Genomic DNA, 26222 nt, shown 5'->3' with positions numbered 1-26222 from the left:
ATATTCAAATCCGCAGTAATAACTGTGGATTTATTTTTAAATAGCATTTTAAGAAATATGGCAACATTAACAATTAGCGAAAGAGCACAAGCTATGCCTGCATCTCCAATTAGAAAGTTGGTTCCATTTGCAGAAATAGCAAAGAAAAAAGGTGTAAAAGTATATCATTTGAATATCGGTCAACCAGATATAGAAACGCCTAAAGCGGCTATGGACGCAGTAAGAAATGCAGATATTAAGGTTTTGGAATATAGTCATAGTGCAGGAATAGAATCTTATCGTAGAAAATTAGTCGAATACTATAAAAGAGATGAAATCTATGTTGATTATACGGATATCTTAATTACTACAGGCGGCTCTGAAGCTTTATTATTTGGTTTTTTAGCTTGCTTAAATCCTGGAGATGAAGTAATTATTCCAGAACCATTTTATGCAAACTATAATGGTTTTGCTACAGAAGCAGGAGTAAATATAGTACCGATTACAGCGAATATTGAAGATGGTTTTGCATTACCACCAGTGGCATCCTTCGAAAACGCTATTACGGACAAAACAAAAGCTATCATCATCTGCAACCCAAATAATCCAACGGGCTATTTGTACAGCAAAGAGGAAATGGAAATTTTGGCAAGGATTGTCAAAAAACATCAATTGTATCTGTTTTCGGACGAGGCTTATAGGGAATTTTGCTACACAGGTAAACATTATAGTGCTTTGCAATTAGAAGGAGTGGAGGATAATGTGATCGTAATGGATACGATAAGTAAACGTTATAGTGCATGTGGAGCTAGGATTGGTGCATTTGTTACTCGAAATAAAGAATTAGTAAATGCCGTATTGAAATTTGCGCAAGCGAGATTAGCACCACCAACATTAGAGCAAGTTTTGGGTGAGGCCGCGGTCGATTTGCCAGCTGATTATTTCGAAGCAACCAAAGCTGAATATTTAAAAAGAAGAGATACATTAATTGAGGGTTTGAATAAAATACCTGGTGTTGTATGTCCTAATCCAGGTGGTGCATTTTATGCTATGGCAAAATTACCAGTAGATAATACAGATGATTTTTGTCAATGGATATTAGAACATTTTTCTTATGAAAATCAAACTGTGATGCTCGCTCCTGGTTCAGGATTTTACGGTACCAAAGGTTTAGGTATGCAAGAAGTAAGATTGGCATACGTATTGAAAGTAGAAGAAATAGAACAAGCCGTTAAATGTTTAGAAAAAGCAATAGAAACATATAACAATAAATAACATATATATCATTTTAATGAAAATATATTATTTTTTGAATTAAATCAAAAAAATACAAGTGAATTGTTTTTTTGTTTAACTTTGTTTCAGATTAGATATTTTTAAATATATTTGATTAGAAGTTTGTTAATTTATAATAAGTTAACACAACGGCAAAGAAAATATCATTTATTTTTGTAATCAGAAAGACAGAATATATTATAACTTTTTTCATATGGCAAGCAATCGAAGACGGCCTGTGGTTTCTACCGCGGGTCTTTTCGTTTTATAGAAAAAAGTTCTCAACTTTACATTGAGAACTCTTTATTGTATTTACAAATTCACAAAAAAACTAACGTATTAAGACTACAGTCCCTTTTAGTGTATATATATTACCTTCTGTACATTCCAATTGAGCATAATATACATAAGTTCCTGCCGGAGCTAAATCTCCACTTGATCGGCCATCCCAACCTTGACTATAATCATTTGACTGTACATTGTTTTTTTCAAATAAAATTTTGCCCCAACGGTCGGCTATGTAAAAATGTCGAATACTTTTAATTCCATACCCCCTCACGTAAAATTTATCATTTCGACCATCATTGTTTGGCGTAAATGCGCTTGGGATAAATGATTTAGACGTACTACAAAGGACATTTACATCAATGGAGTCACTCGCAGCACAACCATAGCTATTTTTTGCAGAAAGCGTATAGGTAATATTATTATCTCCAATTATGCTAGGATTTTCGACTAAAGCATTACTTACTTGCGTCGTAGGAGACCAATTATATGTAAGACTTCCAATATTTGAAATGATAGTAGGATTCGTATAAAATTGCTCTCCTGCTGCAACGGTCATTTCATTTTTGGGAAAACTAACTACTGGCGATTCATGTGTTTCGACATGAACAGTTGCAGATTCATCAGCGCATGTATTCTCACTTTTGGCATATAAGAAATAATCAGTTGGATGAGATGGAGTAACGTAAATTGTTGAAGAACTTCTATCTGATTTTATCGTCTCAATATCATCTGGGGAAGTTGACCAATAAAATTCCTTTCCAATACTAGTGTATACTTGTAATTTTAGTGGACTAGTGGATGAATCTCCCATGCAATAAGTGTAGTTGTTAAGATATTTTAAATTAATCTTCGGATCTACTACAATTGAATTAGACAAACTTAGGTTATTAAAACAATGTCCAGTCGCTTCTGTACCTATAATTACGACTCTTGGGTCGTAACTTCCTGGATTATTGTATGTGTGCTCCGTTTGAAAAATGGAATCACTTGTTAATGTTGTAGTATCTCCAAATGCCCATAGATAATTTTGAATAGAATCTACGCTATTAACTTTTAACAAAGTCGTTAATGGTGTACAAGCCTTATAAATAGTATTAGACAATGTTGCTTTTGGACCTAATGACATAAATGAAAAACTTGAAGTATCTATACAATTATCATAACCATTAGTCTGTAATTGGATCGAATAGTAATCTGGTCTTTCTACATAATAAGTTATAGTATCATTTAAACTTGTATTATATATACTGTCGCTAAACGTCCATTTTAAATTGTCATATCCAGACGATTCATTTTTAATATGTAATGTATATGGTGGACAAGTGGCTATTAAATTAGAATCAATAATATGAAATTGAGCAATTGGCTTAATGAACTTAATTAAATCTTTGAAGGTCGTATCTATATTGCATTTTCCATTTGGACCATATTGTGCACTAATTTTGACATTAAAATTTTCAGGATAAATTTCATCTGGTTTTGTAAAATTTAATGCCTGTGTGTTCGCTGTATTGAACTCTTGATTATTAATTTGCCATTGGTAGTTATCATTTAAGAGATCCGCAATATTGGAATTATTATAAATTTGAACAGTTTTGGTTTGGCAATAGATGGGAATTGAGGTTGAAATATTTAGTTTGGGATTATACAATTTAAATTGTCCGGTTTTAGTAAGATTAGATGTACAACCTGCATTGTCTGTAATTCTTAAATTGATAGAATAGGTTACATAGCTATCGCTACCTGTATAGGAATAATAATGTTGAATTGTATCTGTATTAAGACTTGTAATTGTCCTTTTTTGCCCATCACCAAAATCCCAAACCATGGATGCAAATGAACTGTTGTTAATTTCGGATAGATTTTGAATAACTACAGTTCCTTTTGGATTACATAAAACGGAATCTCCACTAGCTTTAAAGTTACCTACCGGGCCTTGTGTAGTAATTAAGGAAGAAAATGTAGTAATACATGGATTTGTTCTTATATCATACATCGTTAGTGTAATTCTATATGTAGATACATCAGGTAGATTAAAATCAAATGAGCTAAGATTTGCTCCAGCATTTGAATAAATAGTATTTCCAGTATTTATATCTTCAATTTTCCATATAAAATTGGATATATTCGCACTGTTAACAAATCCAGATGTAGATATTGTATAATAATTCTGTGCGCAATTTAATGTGGCATTATCATTGTTTTTTACTGAAAATTGTGCGGTTTCGTCAATTATCGTAATATCTCTTACCCTATCGTATGTTCCATCTTTAAATCTTACTAAAACAGTATATGTTGCGCCTTTACTTTTGAACGGAAGTCGTATCGTTGTTGAGTCAGTTGTAAATGGATATACAACTCCATCTATACTTATAGATTGAAAAGGTTTTGATGGAACTAAATTTACAAATGTTACTAAATATTTATCATCACAAAGACTATAAAATTTGAATACTTGATTTAGAATAGAATCAATTCCTTTATCAACACAATCATTTGTTAAGGTAGCGGTATATGATTGAGAAGTAATCGAACATGATTCACTACTAGAGGTAGTAGCTGTTATATTATATGATCCAGAATTTTTAAAAGTATGAGTTAGTGTATCATTTTTTGAAAGTATTTCAGATGTTCCATCACTTATTTGCCATTTTATATTTGTTCCAATATCCGTGTTTGCAATAAAACTTATGGGAATTAAACTACAAATAGTTCCACTTGGAGTTACAGACACATTCAATGTTGGAGTTTGATTTACTTTAATATTAGATGACGCATCTGATCTACAACCAATATTATTATATACATTTAAATTATAATTACCCGCCACTGAATAACTTAAACTTGTAGAATCCGTTGAGAATATTCCATTATCAGTACTCCAGATAAGCTCAGAGGAACTAAAGTTGAAATTTCCCAATGAATCAGAGGCGTTTAAATTGAAACTAGTATTTGTACAAACACTATCTGGAGAATATATTTTTAACGATGGTTTTCCTACATATATATTATGCGTATATTTAGTATTGCAAGTCGAATTATCCGTGCTGTTCGTACTTAATGTAATCAAATATTTTCCTGGTTTCGCAAATGTATGAGTAATGGTAGTTTGTGTTCCTGTTGAACTTTGTCCATCTCCAAAATCCCAATTAAATTGCTGATTAGTGTTATCTGAATTCAGATTTAAACTGATAGAATTAGAACAACTATAATATTGTAAATTATCTGAATTAAAGGATGCATTACTAGCACCATTAACTGTCAGTGTTTTGGATTCGGAGGTAGCACTATAGCATCCATTAGCATCTTTTACATATAGATATATTTTTTTACTTCCCGATTTATTAAATATATAATTAATTGGATTTGTTTTTGTTGTCAATGCTTCATCATCGAAATTCCAGTAATAATTGCTGATAGTAGATGTTGTTGTGGTATTGGCAGTAAAGTTCATCGAACTACCAACACATATAGACGATTGTGATAAATCAAAATCAGCAGTAGGTAATTTATTTATTAGTATATTTTTAGTTATACTTATACCTGTAGAGTTGTCTGTTAATATGATTGGATAGGTTCCCTCCTTTGAAAAAATAAAAAATGTGGATGATGTGTAAATCTTAAAACCATTAATTTCCCATTGAAAACTATGAGTAGTATCACTAGATAAATTTTTAAGTATAACCGTCGATCCAGCACAGCCTTGACTGACTTTTTGGTTTTCATAATAAAAATCAAAATCTACAGTCTGGCCATCGCAAAATTTACATAAACAAAATAGCATGACAAAAAATGAAATACATTTTTTTTGCATATCTCTGTGTTTCTTAATTAGAAGTATATTAATGTTCCGTTAAACGAATTTAACGTTTTATTTTCATAATAAAAAAACTATTTTAAACTATCTAATTAGTTATATTTGAAGAAAATACATGAGATTTATATTAATATTTTTACTGAATTTCATTATTTGTAATATATATGCTCAGACACATATTCTTAATGGAAGAATTTTGGATACTAAGACGAATAAAGCCTTAGAAGGAGTAGCAGTATATATAAGCAATACTAGTATATATACAATAACTAAGGGTGATGGTAGTTTTCAATTACAAAATATACCAGTTGGAAATATGCAGATTATATTTTCCATGGTTGGTTATGAGAAGCTTGTATTAACTACTGATAAAATAAAAAATAATGATCAATATCATTTAACACCAAAAGTTAATGACTTAGATGCCATAGTCATACAATCTTATGATAAAAATGGATGGGAGAAATATGGGAAATTTTTTTTGGATCAATTTATAGGCACTTTAAGCTATTCTAATGAATGTATATTAGAAAATTATAAAGATCTCAAATTCAAATATTATAAAAAGACCAAAGAATTATCTGTCACATGTGAAGTTCCATTAATTATTAAAAATTACTATTTAGGTTACAATATTAGATATGATCTGATTGAATTTAGATTTAATTATTCAAGTAAATATTTATTTTTTGGTGGATATCCATCTTTTCAAAATATGGATGTCAAGGATTCGAAATATAAACGATTTCTAAAAAGAAGACAAGAGGCTTATATTGGCTCTCAGATGCATTTCATAAGATCTTTATATAGTCGATCTGCAATACAAGAGGGTTTTGAAATGCACCATATATGGGAAGAGCCAAATTATGAGAAACAACGTATCAAAATTATTTTAGACTCCATTTCATTTGTAAATGAAAATATTGATAGTTTTAGATTGATTAAACTAAAATTTGATTCCCTTTATAATAATGACTCTGTACGTTATTTTCATAGAATAATAAGGCAAGATGACTATTTAACATTAATGAGAAGGATACCATTGCAAATCAACCAAGTAATCCAAGATCATGATAGTACTTCTAAAATATTGATATATAAAGATCAACTATTAGTATTATATAAGAATAAAAAAGAGGATATCAATTATGCAAATTATAATGCAAATTATAGAACGGATAGTTGTATTATTTCCTTATTGGATTATCTACCAGATACTCAGACTCAAATTCATCAAGATGGTTCATTCTATCCATTTTCCAATATAGTACAACAAAAATACTGGGCATGGTCAGAAAAAATATCGAATCTATTACCGTTCGATTATGTACCACAAAATGTAAAACCATGAGAAAATTTATTTCTTTTTTATTCTTATTACTCATTTGTCAGCGACTCGTGGGGCAATATAAAAATATTAATATTGAAAAAGTAATCAAAGATTTGGGGCATTTTAAGAATATCCTTTTGATTGGATATTCACCTGCGGATATCGATACAAATTTAATCCAAACATTGAAAGAAAAATACAACTTTTCATTTGCATTTTTAGGATTTACAAGAGGGGAAAGTCAAGTCTCAATTTTAAAAAGTAATGCAAATGGACCGATTGAAAATGGGATTGTAAATGATAAATATAGCCACGAAATTTTAAAAAAATATAATACACCTTTATACTTTACTAGAGCGTTTGATTATCCTATAAAAGATAGTGTAGTTTTATCCAAACTTTGGAATGAACGAAAGATTAGCAATGATTTAATGTTTGCAATTGCGGATTTTTGTCCAGATATAATATTAATTAAAAGTGAAACCACTACCAACAATTTTGCAAAACAAAGTATGGAAAAATGTATTGAAAATGCATTCAATTTTGTAAAAGATAGTGTCGATAAAAAACAATTCAACTATATAAAAACTAGAAAAATATTTTCTCTAGCCTATTACAATTTAGACACAACAACGAACAATTATTCTTTTCGTAAAATTCTTGGAGATGATGTTAAGTTGGAAAATGAATATTTCAATACTTGGAAAAGTTTAGCCGTGTCTCCAAATTTAGATGAAAAAATTTCTCAAATACAAAAATTAAATTTTACTCATTTCGATCGTGTGCAGTTGGATAGCCTTATTTCCATATATGATGCGATTGAGGATATTAAATATTTAGATGATAAACGCATTGATCAAAAATATGCACAACTAAATTCTATCATAAAAAGATATGCGGGAATTAATATTCAATCTGTAGTCAATAAATCAAAGTATGTTATCGGTGATACGATTTCCATTACAAGTAAATTAACCAGAGACGTGAATAATTATAGTTTGGATTGCCATAATTTTGGTTTTAAGAACTATGATACTATATTTAATATTCATGTTAAAGATTCTTTAGTTTTCACCAAGTCTGGATCTGTCAATAAAAATGAAATTGTTTCCCAGCCGCCATGGTTATCTTACGGAATGGAAACGCCAGGCATGTATAAATTTGAAAATTCTAATGCAGTAAAGAGTCTCGATGAATACAATAGAGTGGTGTCTTATTATTGTTCGTTAGATAACCATTCAATACAATTTGATGCTCCTGTTTTGGATAGTTTGGGTCAGAATCCAATCATAACCCTTCCTTTGTTTATTGATATTGCTCCAGGGATTATTTTCCCAAATATAATTAGTGAATTAAAACACAAAAATGATTTGTTAGTATTGAACACGACGTCTAATATGGAACGTAAAAATTTTCCAATGGATATTCGAATATTGAAAAAAGGAGTGAAGATAAGCGGTCCCACAGGTGTTTTATTTGATTCAAAAGAAAAAATACTTTTCTCAAAAGATACGATTTTAAATTTAAAGACGAATCAATCTCAAGCCTATAAATTTACAGTTACACATAATACCATTTTACCCAAAGATGCAAGTCCTGAAAATAAAGTTTCAGCAAAGGTAGAATCTAAACAAGGTGGAGAAACTTTTGTTTATACTTCTTCTCTTCGGAAGATAGACATAGATTCTTTAGGTTCCGTCTATTACCATTATCAACCAAGTATTATCATTAATCCAGATACATTAACTATTGGAAAAAATGATAAGATTGGGATGATTGTTCCAGATTCCAATTATTATTCTGATATTGCAAATGCTTTAAACCAAATATATATAAAAAGCAAATTTTTTTATGCCTCAAAAATGAATTATGATAGTTTGACCGATATGCGAACTATAATATTTAATATTAGTAATTATAGTTATGAGTTAGATACTGTTCTATTAAAATATATTGAAAATGGAGGTAGCCTAATTGTCAACATTCAAAATCCAAAAACATTACCCAATTTTATAAAAGATTCGATTACTATTTCACCATTTTATTTAACCGAAAATGATGTAGATTATACAACAGAACTTGCACTAAATTCTCTGTTTAAGACGCCCAATCAATTGGATAATAATATATTGAAATCGTGGAAAAGTACCATAACAAATTTTTCCTTTATAGCTTCCCAAAATTCTAATTGGAAAAACTTGATGGCAATTCATTTAAATGATGAAAATAAAATTATCTTATTAGAAAAAAAGAGCGGAAAAGGCCGTATAATATTGTCAGGCTTATCAATTAACAATCAGTTAGAATTGGGTATTACCTCTGCTTATAGATTGTTAATCAATCTCTTATAATTGTAAAATTTGCCTATAAACTTTGATGTTCAACATTTTGGCTAATTTTTTGTTTAAGAAAATGAATTATATTGTTTGTAACTAAATATTCATCTTTTTATGCAATTGAAAGATCGTTATCAGCTATTTTCTGAATCTATCAATTTGGAAGACATTTTAGCTGAACCCTTAGCTTTTGAAAACTACAAGTTGGAAGATTTTGATAAATGGTTTTATTTTCTATCCGTATTTGAAAAATTACTAGAAGTTTCTAAGAATAAATCTGTTGACGCAATTTTATTAAAATCTATCTATGAAATTTTGATAAATAATTCGGCAGATTTTAGAGCAAGCGTTTATTTGAATGAAGAAGATTATACTTTCTTTCATCATAAACTTACACAGCAATTGGAACATTATGCTCAATTGAATACAGAAGCTTGGGTAGAATTAGGTTTACAATTCGTCCTGTCTAGAAGATTTTTACAAAATAAAGATTTAGCGAAAAAATATTTAGAAATAGCACAAGAGAAAGGTGAAAGCGTTGCTGCGCCTTTATTGAATTACTATAATTATGTAAGTATTTTCGATTTCACAGACAAAGATATTGCGCTTCAAAATTTAAAGGAATTGGCAGGAACGCAAAATCCATGGGGAATTATTTACTATAATTATATACAATCTTGGGGAAATGATTCCGCTTCCGTTCCTGCTGCCATAGAACCATTAAAAGATAATTCAGATAAAAAAGTCCAAAGACATTATTTCCAAATACTACAATCGTATTACAGATCGATTGGTGATCAAGAAAATCTAGATAAGACTTTGGAAATTGCAGTTAATCAATATGATTCATCCTATTGTAAATATCTACTTACAGAGATGAAACTTGCCAATACGCCACCAGAGGCAGATAAGACGGAAATTATTCAGGCATTTAAAGAGACATTTGAGTATGGCATTATAGAAGCCGCGACATCTATCGCTTTGATTCTTTTGCCACAACAATTATCTGAAAATACAGCCGACTATGATGAAGCTATTTATTGGTTGAATAAGTCGTGGGAATATGGTTATAGTTATGCGGCGTATCGCTTAGGTTGTTTGTATCTATACAATCAAACGCTAAACAATGCCAATTTGGGCTTGCATTTCATTGATGAAGGCGCTAAAGCAAATAGTGTCGATGCTGAAATTGAATGGGCGGAGTTGCATTTAGACGGTCGATTTATGGATGTAAATGACGAAAAAGCAATCTCTATTTTCAATAATTTAGCCGAAAAAAATGTCCCATATGCCAAATATAGATTAGGTAATTTCTTTGAATATGGAAACAAAGAAAGCGAACCTAATTATGAAAAGGCATTTGAATTCTATAGTGATGCTGCAGAGCAAAAACTACCACAAGCATTATATCAAGTAGGACGTTTTTATAAATATGGAATTGGAAATGTGACTCCAGATAATGAGAAAGCAAAACCTTATTTTCTAGAAGCAGCGAATAGCAATAACGTCCAAGCAATTACCGAATTGGGGTTATTAGAAGAGGTTGCTGCCGAACCAGATTATGCAAAAGCGTTTTCCTATTTCGATACAGCTGCGCAATTAGGTTACCCTTATGCTAATTATATCAAGGGTGTATATTTGGAAAATGACTATCATAAATCTGGAGCACAACAGCCAGCAGAAGCATTTAAATGCTATAGTTATGCAGCCGAATATAATGATATAAATGCCTTATACGAATTAGGTAGATGTTATCGTCACGGTATCGGTACAGATGTGAATCCTGATAAAGCAATTGAATTATATACAAAAGCTGCAGACGCCAATCATGCTAAAGCATTGACAGAATTAGGTATTTGTTATGAAATAGGTTTTGGCGTTAGTAAAGATTTGGATAAAGCATTAGGATATTTTACACAAGCCGCAGATCTAGGCTATTTCTATGCGCAATATATTTGTGGTCGATATTATATGCATGGATTTGTTACGCAAGATTCTCAAAAAGGATTAGAATATTTTCAACAAGCTGCAGCGACAAATTATCCTTATGCATTTATAGAAATAGGTGATTACTATTTCTACGACTATGATCAAATAGATCAACCAGAGAAAGCATTTGAATACTATAAAAAAGCAGAAGAACAAGGTGTAATTTCCGATGGTATTGGTATGTGTTATGAGTTTGGAATTGGGGTAGATAAAAATGCAGAAGCTGCATTTAACTATTATCAAAGAGCAGCGCAAGAAGGAAATATCACTGCGAAATATAGATTAGGCCGTTGTTTATATTTTGGTATTGGTACTAATGTGGATGCAACACAAGCATTTCCCTGGTTTAATGAAGCAGCGCAAGATGGTAATATATACGCGGCATATTATGCAGGCTTACAGTTATTGGAAGGGGACGGAGTTTTAGCAGATACAAATAAGGGGATTGAATGGATTCAAGCTTCCGCAGAGGCCAATTTTCCAGAGGCGCAATATAAACTTGGCAATTGTTATCTAATGGGAGAGGGCGTATCAGAAGATGATGAAAAAGCCATGCAATGGTTTGAAAAAGCTGCCGAAAATGGACATGAAGGCGCAATGAAAATTACAAAAAGAAAAAGAAGATAGAATATACATGGATCAAAATCAACCTTATTCCTTTCAAGTAAATTTACAAGGGATGATTTCCCTTTTGTCAGAACATTTATATAGCAACCCGAATACATTTATTCGGGAGCTATTGCAAAATGGAGTCGATGCAATTACAGCCAGAAAAAATCTAGATGAAACTATCGTTGGGAAAATAAAAATTCAATTACCGACAGACGAGGATGCTTTTTTCACTTTTCAGGATAACGGCATTGGTTTGAAAGAGAATGAGATTCATCAGTTTCTTTCCGTAATTGGGGAGAGTTCCAAGCGTAATGACAATATTGATGGTAAGGATTTTATAGGAAAATTTGGTATAGGCATGTTGTCTTGTTTTGTGGTTAGTGAAAAAATAATCGTAGAGACACAATCTATATTTGAAGACCATAGTTTTCGTTGGACAGCAAGTAGTGACGGAAATTATACAATTGAAAATTTGCCTCGCAATGAAAACGTTGGAACGAAAGTAATTTTATATTCCAAAGCGCAATACAAACATCTTTTTGGTTTAAATCATTTTTTACCACAGATTCGTTACTATGGAAATGCGCTGACAGAAGAAATTGTTATCGAAAATAAGAATGATACAATAATAGTCAACGAGACCAAAGCGCAGTGGATCAATGGTAATTTAGAAAAAGAAGATCTATTACAAATAGGTAGAGATGTTTTTAATATTAAGTTTTTAGATGCTATTCCATTTCACACAAAGGCAGGTGATTGTTCGGGTGTACTATATATTTTACCACAAAAAACTTCGTTTTCAGGTAAACAAAATCATCGTGTTTTTTTAAAACGGATGTTTTTGACTGAAAATGACAATGGGCTTTTGCCTAGTTGGGCTTTTTTTGTAAAAATGTTGCTTAATTCCAATGATCTAAATGCCACCGCATCCAGAGAATCTTTGATGCATAATGATGTTTTGCGCGAGGTAAAAAAAGAATTAGGGGAAATAATCAAGCACTATTTAGAAAGTTTAAAAACATTGAATCCTGAGATCTACTATAAAATTATTCAGGTACATTTTTTACATGTAAAAGCGATTGCATTGGAAGATACTGAGTTTTTACAATTAGTAATTAATGACTTGCCATTCGAAACAAATAAGGGATTTCGTAGTTTTAGAAATATCATCGAAACTGGACAAACGATCTATTATTGCCCGGATTTTGATGAGTTCAAACAAGTGCAAAGATTGGCAAATTTTCAGGGAAATATGGTTGTGAATGCCTCTTATACTTTTGACGAAGAACTTTTACGAAAAATTGCAAGCGCACATCCCGAATACAAAATTCAAGCGATTAATTCCTACAAACTATTGAATTCTCTTCAAAGTATTGATGAGAAAGAAGAGATAAGTTTGTTAGGTATTCGAACTAAGATTTTAGAAATTTTAAAGAGCTATAATATAGAATTAGAGTTCAAGAGATTTCAACCTTCTGATACTCCTACGTTATACACACGACCGGAAGAGTCTGCCTTTAACAATACAATTAAGCAGCTCAAGGAAAATAGCAATCCATTTGCCAGCGCAATACAATCCATACCGCAAGAAGTACAAAAAAAGCCTGTATTCTGTTTAAATTTGGATAATAGTTTGATTCAAAATTTAATTACCATTACGGATACAGACATCTTGACTCCAATAGTTCAAGTCTTATTTGTACAAGCCATGTTGATGGGAAAATATACGGTGAGTGAAAAAGAATTGACGATGTTTAATGATGCGTTGTATAGTCTTATTGTCATGGGAATGACCAATTTTATCAATATTTAATTTGAAAAAATGTACACACTTAAAATACAAAAATTACTTAATGAAGTTGATAAAATCAGTTTACCTGAGGAAAAGGTGAAATTGATTTTACAAGCTATTCAAATCGCCGATGAAAATCAAGATAAAGAATGGGGATATGATTTGCGTTTGGAATTGATTAATACCGAAAGGGATCTTGCCTTTGCTAACGAATCCATTCCGGCATTTGCTTGGTTATTGCAAACTTTTGATGAAAATCCAGATGTGTTTAATGAAAAGGATTTTTTATGGCAATATAAATGGATGATTTCTGAATTATATGAAAATCCCAATATTTCTTTAGCACAGATCGATGCTGCATTAAATGATTTTGTAGTTCGTTTGGAACGAAATGGATATGGCAAACGAGCTTATTATAATGAAAAAGTAAGTGAAGCTATTTTTCAAAAAGACAATTCCGCCATTGCCAAATCATTACAAGAGTTAAATAGTACTGATCGAGATAATATGAGTGATTGTCAGGCTTGCGAGATGGATGCTGAGGTGTCAGCAACTATATTGACGGATGGATTTACCAAGGGAGAAGAAATGGCATTACCCTTATTGAAAAAACAATACACTTGCGCACATGTACCAATGCGTACTTTGATTAACTTGTCCAACGAGGCAAGTCTATTGAGTGAAGACAAACTAGCAATTGACTATGCGAATAAGGCAGAGGAAGAACTTTCTCAAATGGAATATGATAGTAGCATTCTATTGTCTGTTATGAAATTGGCGAGGTTTTGGGCAAAATCAGATCTAGAAAGAGCTAAGTCTTCTTTGGAAAAATATATTCCCATTGCTGATGGTCCAGTAAATCGCACACAATTACTATTTTCCATATATCTATTAGAGACATTGGAATTTTTCCCTGACGGAACTATTTTCAATTTGCAATTACCTTCTTCACATTTGCTATATAAGGAAAATAAAAATCAGTATTCCAAAGAAGAATTACATGATTTTTATTTCCCATTAGCAAAAGATATAGCTGCGAAATTTGACGAACGAAACGGAAATAAAAACGTTTCAAGTCAATTTTCTATACTAAATCGGTAAGGTAAAAGAGGCTTTAATTTCGCTCATGACAAAAGTGCTATGCGTACTACCAATACTCTCAACAGAACCTAATTTGTTGAATACGATGTCTTGGTAGTGGTGCATATCTTTTGCATAAATCTTCAATAAGAAATCGAAGTCGCCAGAGATATTGTAACACTCCGCAATCTCTTCGATTTGCATAATATCAGATACGAAATTGTTACCAATCTCTTTATTGTGCCTTTTCAACTTGATGTTACAAAAGACAATAAACCCTTTATTTAATTTCTCAGCATCTAAAACGGCTATGTATTTTCTGATATAGCCTTCATTTTCTAACCTCTTGACCCGCTCAAAAACTGGAGTGGGAGAGAGCGAAACTATTTTTGCAAGTTCCTTTGTAGTTATGTTAGAGTTTTGGTTTAATGTTTTTAAAATTAAAATGTCTGTGTTGTCTAAAACGTCCATAATGATCACTTCTTTTTAAAATACAATTAAACTTATATAAGAACTATTAAGGCGCTAAATTAGCGCCTTATTTTGAATTATTCTTTTTCTTCTTTTTCTTGGAGTTTTTTATATGCCATTAAAAATACAGCTCCGAGATTATTATAGGGAGGAACATAATCTGCAAACTCTGCATTTCCATTTAATTTATTGGAAAATCCTTTCCACATATCTACCCAATTCAAGGTTTTACCATCTCTTAGATTATTGATAATACCAGAAATTACGGAGATATTTACCAAATTCGTTCCCGTTTGTCTAGAGGAAATAATATGTGCTTCTGGTGCGATATTTAATACATCACTCAAGCTTTGGAAACCTCCACAACTTCCTAACATTACGACTTTCGCAGATGGTACAAGTTGTTTGATGGTAGTAGGCAAATAATAACTATGTCCTCTATGAATCACTAAAGTTGGATGAATGTCATTCTCTTCCAAATACGCATCCAAATCTTGTTGTGCTTTATCATCCAAACCTTTTTCTTCATCCAATGGTTTATTGAAATAAATAATAACTGGCGTTCCAATAGTAGAGCTAACGATCGACCATTCTGCAGTGTGAGTTGTCTTCCAACCTTTTCCGCTAAATGTCGCTAAGAAATTATTGTAACCCGTTTGACCATCTTTATCTCCATAAAAAAATTGTTGAATGATAATGCGACCTTTATCATCTTTCAATTCTTTTATTGGCATATAATAAACGGGTTCAATCCCCAAAGATTTAGATACATCTATATTGTTTTTTGGATCCATGGATAAAAACAACGTATTCAAAATATCATAGATGTTGATTGCTTTTTTGTTTCCTGTAGCTTTCGCATGTTCCAAATTAACTTGCACCTCATCCAAAACCAAATTTCTAACTTTGGGATCTTTGATACTTGCAAAAGAACCAGCAACATCCACGGCATCTTCTAAGCTGTCTGTTCCTTGTGTTTTGTCCAAATTTCTAACAAATTGACGCATCAATAATTCCGAATTTTGCGGATTCATTGTAGCAAGAAAATCTTCCAATTTGTTGTAATTGGCAGCCATTTTGATCCATTTTTTGAAATGGTCAAAATAAACACTCATTAATAATTTGTCTCCCGTATAACCTTTACCACCTTTTTCAAATATTTGTTTGTAAACGCCATGCAAATAACTAGATGTGTACAATTCTTCCTCATTTAAAACCGCTAAATAATATAATTCTTGCGGAGTTAATGGCATAATTGATTTAAAACGTACAGCATCTGGAGACTCATGTAGACCATTAATGGTATTGACAAATGGATCGATCGATACATCTTTCAATCTGCGTCCCAATGCTTTCATTCCCATTGGCGTATCGCTTTCTAATATTCTTTTAGAATATTCAACTTCTGTATTGACCAATAAGGAATAATACTTTTGGTATGTAGGATCTTCTAAAGTTTTATCAATAGCATCAAATGTGATTGTTCCTTTATACAAATTATCTAAAAAAGGAAAATATTGACGACCTGTTTTACGTGTAGCCATACTACTGATCGTAGCAACTAATAAATCAGGATTTTTACGAATAACATTTCCCAATCTCGTAGTCGCAGCAGCATAATTATACAAATAATCTGGATCGCGATGCGCCACAGCTACAATAACACTATCTGTACTCTTATATTCTGGATGATTTTCCAAAATATCCAATGCTCTATGTGGAAAATCTCCACATTCTTTTGTAATCAAAATTTGTTTAGAGTCCTCCAAACCAGAATTTTGTCTAAACGCAAAATTATTTATTAAAATCTTTCCTACGGCTAACGGACTTTTATAAACTATTGGCGTGATCGCTTGATCCGTTTGCTCCAAAGCCATAGATTGATCAAATGCAGAAATCAACGTAGTTAATTGTCCCCCCTTGATAGAATGACTCTTAAATCCCATTATAAAAGATGACAATAAATCATTGAGACCACGTAGATATTTAATCTTCGTGTTACTATCCATGTTTTTATCCGATTCAATTTGACTTTGAATACTGTCTATCTGAGAAGTGGCAGCAAATGTTGCTTGTTCGTTTACTTTTTCGTCAGATTCTGAAGGCGTAAACAAACTATCATCCTTATGATCTAAATTGAGAATTCGTTTTTGACTATTGTCAATATTGTCATGAAATGAGGCTCTTTCGATAGGATAGTTGCTTTGTGCTTGAGCTATCCCAATACTCAAAACGATGCTGGATATAATTGGTAATATTTTATTCATAGAAATACGCTTCGTAAAAACTATTAAAGTCGTGACAATATATGCAAAAATACAGCCAAATTATGAGGATAATTTCAATTGTATTTTTTGGCTTAACAATAACTTAATATGAACAAAAGATTATCTTATCATGTTATTGATAATTTTGCAAGCAATTTATAAAGTGATGGAAAAAAATAAAATTCTAATTGCAGAAGACGAACCGGATATATTAGAGATCCTAAGTTACAATCTGAAAAAGGAAGGCTATGATATTATTCAAGCCGAAAATGGAGAAGAAGCATTAGATAAAGCAAAAGAATTTGTTCCAGATCTTTTGATTTTGGATATTATGATGCCCAAAAAATCAGGAACAGAAGTTTGCGAGATTCTAAGAAGTCAACCAGAATTTGAAGATTCAACAATTATTTTCTTGACGGCTTTGAATGACGAAAAATCACATTTAAAAGGTTTTGAATTGGGGGCAGATGATTATATCAGCAAACCAATCAGTCCAAAAGTGCTTACTAGTCGTGTAAACGCTATTTTCCGTAGAAAAAATAAAGAAAGCGAAAAGACGCTTCAAATTGGAAATATGTTGATCGATCCAGTGAAATATGTGGTAAAAGTGGATGATAATGAAGTTGTTTTAGCTAAAAAAGAATTTGAACTTTTATACTTATTAGCATCTAAAGCTGGTCGTGTATTTCTAAGAAATGAAATTTTACAACAGATCTGGGGCATAGACGTCATCGTAGGCGATCGCACCATCGATGTACATATCAGAAAAATCCGTCAAAAATTGGGAATAGATTGTATCTCCACGGTGAAAGGTGTAGGTTATAAATTTTCTAATTAGTAAAATGTTTCTCAATAGATACAAAAAGCTCATTCAATTTCGAATGAGCTTTTTGTATTTAAAACATCGGATGTGGATTTGCTGAAGAGTCTGGAACTAACTCATGTACATCCCAATGCTCTGCAATCTTTCCATTTTCCATACGGAAAATATCGATAGTGGATTGTAATTTGCCACCAGGTAATTTATTTTTCAAATGAATAAAAACTAAATCTCCATCGGCAGCAATATGTTGTACATCGATTTTGGTTTTCGGTGCACCTTTTAACCAACCAGAAGCAGCTTTTTCAAAAGCTGCGGCACCATCCGCCACATGTGGATTGTGTTGGATGTAAGTAGGCAATAAATATTTATCCAAATGACTTAAATCCTTATCTCCAAAAACCTGTTGGTAAAAAGCCAACACAACTTCCTTATTGTGTTTTAATTCGGATAGATAATTCTTATCTGTTGTTTTTTGACTAAATCCATGGAAAGCAAATGCCATCATTGCAATCAAGGAAAATACAATCCGTTTCATACTATATGTTTTTTATGAAGAATTAAATTTGTTCGAGTAGGTTTTGAATTGTAAAACCATTTAAAGTATTTAATAAAGACAATTCTGCATGTCGATTAATATCTGACATAAGCAAATTAATATTTTTACCTATGTTACAATTGGGATTGGGTGTGTTTTTATTTTGACCAAATACTTCTTGATTTTCATATAAGATTTTATATAATTGATCTAGATGGATTTCGTTTGCTGCTATAGCTAAAGTTGCACCGCCACTCTTACCTTCTTTGGTATGTACAAATCCCATTTTTTTTAGGATGCTCAATTCCTTTCTAACTAAAACAGGATTACAATTGGCACTACTAGCAATAAAGTCAGAAGTTAAAGGTGATCGATGTACAGCCAATAAACACAATATATGAATCTGAATTGAGAATCTACTATTAATCATCTTAACTGTAATTTTATTTATTACAATACAAATGTAGATATATTTTTCATTTTGGTACAAAGAAATTTTCATTCAAATAGAAAAATAACCATTCAAATAAATCGACGACTAGATTAATAGGATATTCATTTTATTTGCCTCAGATCCAAAAACATTTAAGCTTGTTAAATACTATTACATTGAAAAGACTAACATTATTATGCCTTATTTTGATGAGTATGGCTTTTAAAGTCCACGCTCAAAATACCATTAAAGGAAGCGTCACTGACACGATCAATCATGTCCCGTTGAAAGATGCGTCCGTTTCTGTATTGACGGCATCAGATTCCTTTCTATACAAATTTACTCGAACTGATAAGGACGGATCATTCCAAGTAAGTGTTCCAACAGATGGTAAATACTTTTTATTATTCGAATATCCTAACTATGTAAATTATACATCCGAAGTGCAGTCTCCAGGCAAAGACATTTCTTTAGGTCATATTGTAATGTTGACAAAAGCACATTTACTTGAAGAGGTTGTTGTAAAAAAACGTGTTGCAGCTATCACTATAAAAGGAGATACCACCGAATTTGCGGCTGACAGCTTCAAAGTACAACCCAATGCAACAGTAGATGAATTATTAAGAAAATTACCTGGGTTGCAAGTCGACAAAAATGGTAATATCACGGCTCAAGGAAAAAAAGTACAAAAAGTATTAGTGGATGGGGAAGAGTTTTTTGGTGATGATCCTAAATTAGTGACTAAAAATCTACGTGCAGATATCATTGACAAGGTACAAGTCTTTGACAAAAAAAGTGATCAAGCCGCCTTTACGGGCATCAGTGACGGAAATGATGTAAAAACAATTAATTTAAAAATTAAGGAAAATGCCAAACATGGTACTTTCGGAAAATTAGAAGCTGGAGCTGGAACCAAAGGATTTCATCAATCTCAAGGCAATTTCAACCAATTTAATAAAAATCAAAAGTTTTCGGTTACTGGAGCAGTCGGCAATACTTCTAAAGTTGGTTTGGACTGGGCAAATAATAGTCAAAACTGGAATATGAATGATGACAATTCTAATAACGATGCAGCAGATATTCAAACCGCGCAAAGTAGCAACAGTGATCTAATTGCTTGGGATGGTAACTATGGAAATAAAGGTATTCCTCTAAGTCAATTCGGGGCGGTACATTATGATAATTTGTTTAAATACGGCACAAAGCTATTAGGTGATTATAAAATAAATAATCTTAGTATCCATGGAAATACAACTACAGATATCCAAAATAATTTACCAGAAGGTGCCCAGATAACCCATACTGACAATCATTTTGATAATAAATCCTTTAGGAATAAATTAGATGGTCGTGGAGAGATATATTTTGACTCCACTAAGAATAATTCAATGATTGTCAATATGCATGGACAATTAGATCACCGTAACTCAGCTAGTAGGACTACAAGTACAACTGTAGACGAAAATGGAAATCCTGTTAATGACAATAAGAGAAATCTTACCTCAACTGGAGACATCAATACATTTACAGCCGATGCCTTATTTAGACATAAATTCAAAAAAGCAAGAAGAACTTTATCTATCTATTTAAATGAACAATACAATAAAAACAACAATGGTGGTTTTTTAAACAATATTAGTAATTTCTATACGAATGATAGTTCCTCTGTAATAGACCAGAGAAAAGATAATAGTAGTAATACACAGATATTGACTGCAAAGGCAACCTATTCAGAACCTCTAAGTAAAAATGCTTCGATCATAGTAAACTATGGTATTGTATCGAGTAATAGTAATTCAGATAATTTATCGTTTAATCAAAATAATATTGGTCAATACAATGCATTAGATTCTCAGTATAGTAACAAATATAAATTTAACCAATTTATGCACCGTACCGGATTCTTTTACTACTATAATACTAAAAATACAAACTTCAACATTGGTACAAATGTTGGATTTAACCAATACAAACAAACGAATGAATATACAACCAAGGAAGTTTCTCGTCACTTTGTAAACTGGTATCCACAAGCATTTTATCGCCATAATTATCCATCCAATTTATCTTTAAACATTAGATATAATGGAAGTAATACGCAGCCCTCGATGACACAAATACAACCATTGGCACAGAATACAGATCCATTGAATGTTTATTTGGGTAATCAAGATTTAAAGCCTTCTTATAGTAATAATTTTAGTATGTTCATTAATAAATTTGATTTGGTTACTTTCTCTGGTTTTTACGGTGGTTTCTTTGGAAGTAATCAATTAAATGCGATTACAACTAATACAACCACAGAATTATCAACGGGTAAAACGACGTATCAATATATAAATGCTAATGGCAACTATAATTTAAGTGTCTTTGCAGGTTATTTTGCCAAAGTTAAAAGTTTGAATGATTTGCAAATTCGGCCAAATTTGAATTTTGGACAAAATCGTGTTGTTAACTTTATCAACAATGCAAGAAATAATTCAATTACGCGTACGTCTAGCGTTGGGATATATATGAATATGGATAAAGAAAAAAAATACTTCCTATCATTTGACGGTACGGTAACTTACAATCAAAATAAAACGAGCGTTCAATCAAACTTAGACAATAACTATTTTTCTTATAATTTGAATCCAAATGGAAATGTTTATTTGACTAAATCTTTAAAATTAGACGTGGACTATAATTTCAATTATTATGGCAAATCCCAATCCTTTAGTTCTGCTTATACGATTGGCTTATTTAATGCATCATTATCAAAAACTTTCTTTGAAAATGAAGGATTGGTGTTGCGTGCAGGCGTAAATGACTTGTTTAATAAAAATGTCAATTTGCAAAGAACCAATTCTGGAAACCAAATCTATCAAGTACTCAACTCTACAATTAGAAGATATTTCTTGTTTTCTGTAATTTGGAATTTCAAAACCGGAATGGCTACTGCTTCTAAAAACTAATCTCAAAACATTATTAGTAATGAAAAAATATATAATAATAACCCTTGTATTAATAGGCTTTGCATCTCAAGGTTTTAGTCAAAATGCCAGATTTATCACCTCTGGTAAAATAGTATTTGAACGACGTACACAAATTCAAAAAACTGTCCAAGAGTTTGTGGAACTGACACCAATGATGAAAAATCAGTCCGAACAAATCATGCAAATGTTCAATGGAAAATACAAACCGTTCCAAGTAACAGACTATGTCATGAATTTTAATTCGACAGCGAGTTACTATACTCCATCTGATCCCCAACCAGATACACACCAGGAATTTGATAGAATGTTTAATATGCCAGGGCAAGATAATTCTGTGTTTACAAATTATAGTGACCAAAAAAGGTTAAGTACAAAAGGTATTTTTAATACCACTTTAAATATTTCAGATTCCATTGAACCTATTAGATGGCGTATTATGGATGAGACGCGTGATATTGCAGGATTTGAATGTCGTCGTGCCAATGGTTTAATTCACGATTCGGTATATGTTGTTGCTTTTTACACACCTCAAATTGTACCATCCATGGGACCAGAGTCATTTCATGGTCTTCCAGGGATGATACTAGGTTTATCTTTACCCTATTTACACAGTACGTGGTTTGCAACTACAGTTACTCCTTCCACTACACCATTAGTAGTTGATGATTCGAAGATCAATAAAAAAATAAAAACAGTAAACGAAAAAGAATTCCAAGCAACGATAAAACAAATTGCGTCTGCTTTTGGCGGTGGTGATGGAGGAAAATATCTGATCCAGTTTCTTAACTTTTAAAGTAATTGTAAATAACAAAAGCGCGGTAAATAAAATCTATTTACCGCGCTTTTGTTATTTACTAAATGCATTAGGATAATTCCTTTTAGTATATTCATGTAGTATGGCATTTTCTTTAAAAAAAAGAGTTAGCAATAAACTACTCATTGTATTAAGCACTAAATAGGAGGATATCAAATAAAAGTTTCCATTGCCATTTTGATAACTTATAAATTGTATTAATCCTTGTAAATTATTGAAAATTGTAATAACTAAAATACTTGCTTGCCATATTTGTGGAATATCTTCCATCATTATTTTTAAACGCTCCAACCCTGATCTAGTTTTATTTCTTTGCCTTTGAAAAATTGTTATTTGAGTTGTCCAATATATTCCAACAAAAACGTCTAGGATTAAGCATAGCATATTTAATTTTTTCATTATGGAAATCTCTTTATGGTAAATCAAATATATAGGCAAAAAGAGAACGCCTAATGTTATAAATAACATTGGAGGGGTGATACTTTTCTTTAAAACCTCTATTCGCTTTTTTCTAATATTTCTTTCTATACTTTTTTTCTTTTCAGAAAGAAGTTTTGCAAATCCGGTAGCACCAAACCCTTTATATTCTTTTTGCAAACAATCGTCAAATGATAAATTGGGATGATCCGACATTGCAGTTTCTATCGCACTAGCCAAATGATCAACCAACTCTACTTGCACATCATAGTATTTGATTCCATGTTTTTCGCAAAAACGAAATAATTTATCAATTTTATCTGGAGATAGTGTATAATTTTCCATAGTTCTATTTTATTTAAAGGCAAGCGGATATTCTTTTTTGGACTTTTCAAGTATAGATTGGTATTGATTATAACTAGCTATAGTTATAAGTATAAATACATAACCTATAAAAACAAGAAACAAACTAATGCTAAAATTAAATTTTGGCAAAACATCTCCTTCCGGTAAAAATCTTGCAAACAATTGCCCCGAAATATTGATAGATAATCCTAATAATACCGTTTGAACAGAATTAATTCCACTATCTAATTGATATAATTTATGTGATCTTTTCTTTTTTTGTTGGTATTGATAAATAACAAAAACAGCCAATACGATTGGAATGATGATACAAAAAGCAGCAGCAACAATTTGTGAAAGTAAAAGATTCATTGTGTAAAATGGATACATTAAAATCATCGCGATTACAAGGACTAAAAACACTTTTGGTGGTGTAAAAAAACGCATTAAAATCTCATTCCGTTCTTTTTGAAAACTACGTGTAATTTGTTTTTCCTTTTCACTCATATATTTTCCAAATCCGGTAGCACCAAATCCTTTGTATTCTTTTTGCAAACAATCATCAAAAGTTATATTAGGATTATTGGACATTTCAATTTCTATAGCACTTGCCAGATGGTCTACCAACTCTACTTGGACATCGTAATACCTGACACTATGCTTTTCACAAAATTGAAATAGTTGTTGGATTTGTTCAGAGGATAATGTTTTCATAGTTATTCTTTAATTCGTATGCTGTTGGATAATTTTTAATAGTTGCGTTTATAAGATTTCTACGAGTAGTCCGATAGGCATTACAAATAACAAATAAAACAAGGCTGGCAACTAACAATGTAAATATTTTAGTTGGGAACAACATTTTAAATTTATCACCCATAATATATATTATACCTGTCATTGCTAACATCATTGCAAGTGTTTGAAAATAAAACAGACTATTTTTGAATACTAATAATGGTTTGATTTGCCTATAATTACATTTTCTATATCCACCTGAAAATCCTTTCCTCATCGCTCTTTTTGAATCAACTTGACTCAATATCATATAATAAATAAAAAGCAACCAATAGCATATTCGGATAAGAACAGACATGAAGGAAATTGGTGCATGATATGCCAAATAGTAAAAGAATAAAATGACTAAAGTTGTTGCTAGTATAGTAGGCCATCTAAAATATTGCAAAATATATAACCACTGTAATTTACTAGATTGCCTTCGCAATAGTTTTTCTTTTGCTTTTTCAATTTTTTTAAATTCATTAGAGCCGCCAAATTCTGCTACAGCATCATTCAATTGATATTCAAAGTTGGACGAATTGAAATTTATTTTTCCTTCGATATTTTCCGCCAAATGATCCACTAATTCTACCTGTACATCATAGTATTTTACACCTTGCTGTTCGCAAAATAGAAATAGTTGCTGTATTTGTATAGAGGATAATGTTTTCATATTGTAGCATTAATTTTGGCTCAATTGAAAAGCTTCTGGATAATTCTTAATCGCATATTCAGTCAAATTTTTCTTTTGATGTAAAAACGCCAATAATGCAATCCAACTAAATCCACCCAATGTAAATAAAATGGAGCAAGCTAGCCATTTCGGATGAATATAATTTAACGCAGTTGATGATACTAATAAATTGGAAATTGCTAATATCAAATTCACTAAAAATAGACTATTATTTTTCCTATTAAAAATTAAAAGTTTTTGTATTTGAGTATACTTTTTTTCTTCATGATTAATCATTTTCTTTATGTAATAATTTTCCTTTCCGAAAAAGCTATTGGTCTGATAAATATTTAATAAAAACGCCGGCAAATAGATAATACTAGCAACCGCATATGCTTCTTTAATTGTTAGATTTTTAATCATAAAAAGAGTGAAGATGAAGTACACAATCGTCATTATCACTTTAGGAAAACTAAAGAAGGATTTTAAATAACTTAATTGCACTCTCTTATTTTTTGCAGCAATCGCACATTCCTTTTCTTTAATTATTTTTGTAATTGCTTTTTTGTCGAAATCAGTATTGGTACTGTAGAAAATAGAATCGAATGATAACCTTTGATTTTCATTTAATTGTTGTTCTATTAAAGTCGCAATATGATCCACAATTTCTAATTTTACATCATAAAAGATTACACCTTGTTGTTCACAATAGTTTTCAATTTTCATTATTTGTTCAAGAGTCAATTGACGCATAATTATATAGTTTGAGGTTTTAATAGTAGTTGCATCGTACGCATGAAATTTTCCAATTCTTCCAAGGCATGGCTTTTTTGTTTTTCACCTTCTTCAGTTAATTTATAGTATTTGCGTGGGCGATTGCCGATATTTTCCACCTCCGTTGTCAATACACCATCCGCTTCTAATCGGTGCAATAGTGGATAAAGGGCACCTTCAGTAATCTGTAACTCACCAACGGTTAGTTCTTTTACTTTTTGGGTGATTTCATAGCCATACATACGCCCATTATCATTCAACAATTTCAATAGGAGTGGTTCCAAACAACCTTTATACAAACTGTTCTTATTCATAAATCAAATATACATAATTTTCTTAGGTATAATAAAGTTATAAATAAAAACTAAACAATTATTTATTTTCGATACTTAAAAATATGAATCATTCCTACATTTTCGA

At 31.3% G+C, this 26222-nt stretch carries 19 protein-coding genes; 9 read left to right on the top strand and 10 right to left on the bottom strand.

Annotation, left to right across the window (positions count from 1 at the left end; all coding sequences use genetic code 11):
• Nucleotides 1-57: 57 nt before the first annotated feature.
• Nucleotides 58-1254, top strand: a complete 1197-nt coding sequence (locus E0W69_RS06115; protein ID WP_131329148.1) for a pyridoxal phosphate-dependent aminotransferase — start codon at nucleotides 58-60, stop codon at nucleotides 1252-1254.
• 331 nt (nucleotides 1255-1585) lie between these two features.
• On the opposite strand, the gene E0W69_RS06110 is transcribed toward E0W69_RS06115, so the two are convergent.
• The gene (locus tag E0W69_RS06110) at nucleotides 1586-5356 is read right to left on the bottom strand and encodes a PKD domain-containing protein (protein ID WP_131329147.1); all 3771 of its coding nucleotides are present in this window, start codon (nucleotides 5354-5356) and stop codon (nucleotides 1586-1588) included.
• Nucleotides 5357-5474: 118 nt separating this feature from the next.
• Between E0W69_RS06110 and E0W69_RS06105 the strand changes: the two genes are divergently transcribed.
• The 5 genes from E0W69_RS06105 to E0W69_RS06085 all read left to right on the top strand — a co-directional run bounded on the left by E0W69_RS06105 (nucleotide 5475) and on the right by E0W69_RS06085 (nucleotide 14519).
• Nucleotides 5475-6710, top strand: a complete 1236-nt coding sequence (locus tag E0W69_RS06105) for a carboxypeptidase-like regulatory domain-containing protein (protein WP_131329146.1) — start codon at nucleotides 5475-5477, stop codon at nucleotides 6708-6710.
• Complete coding sequence (locus E0W69_RS06100) at nucleotides 6707-9040, top strand: hypothetical protein (protein WP_131329145.1); 2334 nt, start codon at nucleotides 6707-6709, stop codon at nucleotides 9038-9040. The genes E0W69_RS06105 and E0W69_RS06100 overlap by 4 nt, the downstream gene beginning before the upstream one ends.
• A 99-nt stretch (nucleotides 9041-9139) precedes the next feature.
• The gene (locus E0W69_RS06095) at nucleotides 9140-11641 is read left to right on the top strand and encodes a tetratricopeptide repeat protein (protein WP_131329144.1); all 2502 of its coding nucleotides are present in this window, start codon (nucleotides 9140-9142) and stop codon (nucleotides 11639-11641) included.
• 7 nt (nucleotides 11642-11648) lie between these two features.
• Nucleotides 11649-13439 (top strand): HSP90 family protein, encoded by a 1791-nt coding sequence (locus E0W69_RS06090; RefSeq protein ID WP_131329143.1) that lies wholly within the window; start codon nucleotides 11649-11651, stop codon nucleotides 13437-13439.
• A gap of 9 nt (nucleotides 13440-13448) precedes the next feature.
• Nucleotides 13449-14519, top strand: coding sequence for a hypothetical protein (locus E0W69_RS06085; protein ID WP_131329142.1), 1071 nt, complete (start codon nucleotides 13449-13451; stop codon nucleotides 14517-14519).
• Here E0W69_RS06085 and E0W69_RS06080 read toward each other — a convergent pair.
• Together E0W69_RS06080 and E0W69_RS06075 are read right to left on the bottom strand one after the other, a co-directional pair.
• A complete protein-coding gene (locus E0W69_RS06080) occupies nucleotides 14508-14969 on the bottom strand; it encodes an Lrp/AsnC family transcriptional regulator (protein ID WP_131329141.1) in 462 nt (153 codons plus the stop codon). The genes E0W69_RS06085 and E0W69_RS06080 overlap by 12 nt on opposite strands.
• 77 nt (nucleotides 14970-15046) lie before the next feature.
• Complete coding sequence (locus E0W69_RS06075; RefSeq protein ID WP_131329140.1) at nucleotides 15047-17236, bottom strand: hypothetical protein; 2190 nt, start codon at nucleotides 17234-17236, stop codon at nucleotides 15047-15049.
• A gap of 166 nt (nucleotides 17237-17402) precedes the next feature.
• Here E0W69_RS06075 and E0W69_RS06070 point away from each other — a divergent pair, with 166 nt between their 5' ends.
• Complete coding sequence (locus tag E0W69_RS06070; RefSeq protein WP_131331908.1) at nucleotides 17403-18074, top strand: response regulator; 672 nt, start codon at nucleotides 17403-17405, stop codon at nucleotides 18072-18074.
• Nucleotides 18075-18132: 58 nt separating this feature from the next.
• On the opposite strand, the gene E0W69_RS06065 is transcribed toward E0W69_RS06070, so the two are convergent.
• Entirely contained in the window at nucleotides 18133-18594 is a 462-nt protein-coding gene (locus E0W69_RS06065) for a nuclear transport factor 2 family protein (RefSeq protein ID WP_131329139.1), read from the bottom strand.
• A gap of 22 nt (nucleotides 18595-18616) precedes the next feature.
• Nucleotides 18617-19024, bottom strand: a complete 408-nt coding sequence (locus tag E0W69_RS06060) for an Rrf2 family transcriptional regulator (protein ID WP_131329138.1) — start codon at nucleotides 19022-19024, stop codon at nucleotides 18617-18619.
• Between the two features lie 179 nt (nucleotides 19025-19203).
• On the opposite strand from E0W69_RS06060, the gene E0W69_RS06055 reads away from it, so the two are divergent.
• Together E0W69_RS06055 and E0W69_RS06050 are read left to right on the top strand one after the other, a co-directional pair.
• Nucleotides 19204-21981, top strand: coding sequence for an outer membrane beta-barrel protein (locus E0W69_RS06055; RefSeq protein ID WP_131329137.1), 2778 nt, complete (start codon nucleotides 19204-19206; stop codon nucleotides 21979-21981).
• Between the two features lie 19 nt (nucleotides 21982-22000).
• On the top strand, nucleotides 22001-22795 hold the full coding sequence (locus E0W69_RS06050) for a GLPGLI family protein (RefSeq protein ID WP_131329136.1): 795 nt from the start codon (nucleotides 22001-22003) through the stop codon (nucleotides 22793-22795).
• Nucleotides 22796-22849: 54 nt separating this feature from the next.
• Here the strand turns inward: E0W69_RS06050 and E0W69_RS06045 are convergent, their stop codons facing one another.
• The 5 genes from E0W69_RS06045 to E0W69_RS06025 are packed head-to-tail and all read right to left on the bottom strand — an operon-like array spanning nucleotide 22850 to nucleotide 26116.
• Nucleotides 22850-23578: a hypothetical protein gene (locus E0W69_RS06045; protein ID WP_131329135.1), complete on the bottom strand. Its 729-nt coding sequence runs from the start codon at nucleotides 23576-23578 to the stop codon at nucleotides 22850-22852.
• Between the two features lie 9 nt (nucleotides 23579-23587).
• The gene (locus E0W69_RS06040) at nucleotides 23588-24292 is read right to left on the bottom strand and encodes a hypothetical protein (protein ID WP_131329134.1); all 705 of its coding nucleotides are present in this window, start codon (nucleotides 24290-24292) and stop codon (nucleotides 23588-23590) included.
• Nucleotides 24273-25028, bottom strand: a complete 756-nt coding sequence (locus E0W69_RS06035) for a hypothetical protein (protein WP_131329133.1) — start codon at nucleotides 25026-25028, stop codon at nucleotides 24273-24275. Before E0W69_RS06035 ends, E0W69_RS06040 begins: the two co-directional genes overlap by 20 nt.
• 9 nt (nucleotides 25029-25037) lie before the next feature.
• Complete coding sequence (locus E0W69_RS06030) at nucleotides 25038-25781, bottom strand: hypothetical protein (RefSeq protein ID WP_131329132.1); 744 nt, start codon at nucleotides 25779-25781, stop codon at nucleotides 25038-25040.
• Nucleotides 25782-25783: 2 nt separating this feature from the next.
• Nucleotides 25784-26116, bottom strand: a complete 333-nt coding sequence (locus tag E0W69_RS06025) for a PadR family transcriptional regulator (protein WP_131329131.1) — start codon at nucleotides 26114-26116, stop codon at nucleotides 25784-25786.
• Nucleotides 26117-26222 lie beyond the last annotated feature (106 nt).

It is taken from the genome of Rhizosphaericola mali, from assembly GCF_004337365.2.
Classification (GTDB): domain Bacteria; phylum Bacteroidota; class Bacteroidia; order Chitinophagales; family Chitinophagaceae; genus Rhizosphaericola; species Rhizosphaericola mali.
The sequence above is the reverse complement of the archived record's forward strand: the minus strand, read 5'-3'. Positions and strand labels throughout refer to the sequence as shown.

What these genes read in the sequence shown, in the direction of transcription:
- E0W69_RS06070 (WP_131331908.1), top strand. Translation starts at nt 17,403, where the DNA reads ATGGAAAAAAATAAAATTCTAATTGCAGAAGACGAACCGGATATATTA.
- E0W69_RS06030 (WP_131329132.1), bottom strand. Translation starts at nt 25,781, where the DNA reads ATGCGTCAATTGACTCTTGAACAAATAATGAAAATTGAAAACTATTGT.
- E0W69_RS06110 (WP_131329147.1), bottom strand. Translation starts at nt 5,356, where the DNA reads ATGCAAAAAAAATGTATTTCATTTTTTGTCATGCTATTTTGTTTATGT.
- E0W69_RS06065 (WP_131329139.1), bottom strand. Translation starts at nt 18,594, where the DNA reads ATGAAACGGATTGTATTTTCCTTGATTGCAATGATGGCATTTGCTTTC.
- E0W69_RS06115 (WP_131329148.1), top strand. Translation starts at nt 58, where the DNA reads ATGGCAACATTAACAATTAGCGAAAGAGCACAAGCTATGCCTGCATCT.
- E0W69_RS06040 (WP_131329134.1), bottom strand. Translation starts at nt 24,292, where the DNA reads ATGAAAACATTATCCTCTGAACAAATCCAACAACTATTTCAATTTTGT.
- E0W69_RS06100 (WP_131329145.1), top strand. Translation starts at nt 6,707, where the DNA reads ATGAGAAAATTTATTTCTTTTTTATTCTTATTACTCATTTGTCAGCGA.
- E0W69_RS06025 (WP_131329131.1), bottom strand. Translation starts at nt 26,116, where the DNA reads ATGAATAAGAACAGTTTGTATAAAGGTTGTTTGGAACCACTCCTATTG.
- E0W69_RS06095 (WP_131329144.1), top strand. Translation starts at nt 9,140, where the DNA reads ATGCAATTGAAAGATCGTTATCAGCTATTTTCTGAATCTATCAATTTG.
- E0W69_RS06035 (WP_131329133.1), bottom strand. Translation starts at nt 25,028, where the DNA reads ATGAAAACATTATCCTCTATACAAATACAGCAACTATTTCTATTTTGC.
- E0W69_RS06045 (WP_131329135.1), bottom strand. Translation starts at nt 23,578, where the DNA reads ATGGAAAATTATACACTATCTCCAGATAAAATTGATAAATTATTTCGT.
- E0W69_RS06050 (WP_131329136.1), top strand. Translation starts at nt 22,001, where the DNA reads ATGAAAAAATATATAATAATAACCCTTGTATTAATAGGCTTTGCATCT.
- E0W69_RS06060 (WP_131329138.1), bottom strand. Translation starts at nt 19,024, where the DNA reads ATGATTAATAGTAGATTCTCAATTCAGATTCATATATTGTGTTTATTG.
- E0W69_RS06080 (WP_131329141.1), bottom strand. Translation starts at nt 14,969, where the DNA reads ATGGACGTTTTAGACAACACAGACATTTTAATTTTAAAAACATTAAAC.
- E0W69_RS06075 (WP_131329140.1), bottom strand. Translation starts at nt 17,236, where the DNA reads ATGAATAAAATATTACCAATTATATCCAGCATCGTTTTGAGTATTGGG.
- E0W69_RS06105 (WP_131329146.1), top strand. Translation starts at nt 5,475, where the DNA reads ATGAGATTTATATTAATATTTTTACTGAATTTCATTATTTGTAATATA.
- E0W69_RS06085 (WP_131329142.1), top strand. Translation starts at nt 13,449, where the DNA reads ATGTACACACTTAAAATACAAAAATTACTTAATGAAGTTGATAAAATC.
- E0W69_RS06090 (WP_131329143.1), top strand. Translation starts at nt 11,649, where the DNA reads ATGGATCAAAATCAACCTTATTCCTTTCAAGTAAATTTACAAGGGATG.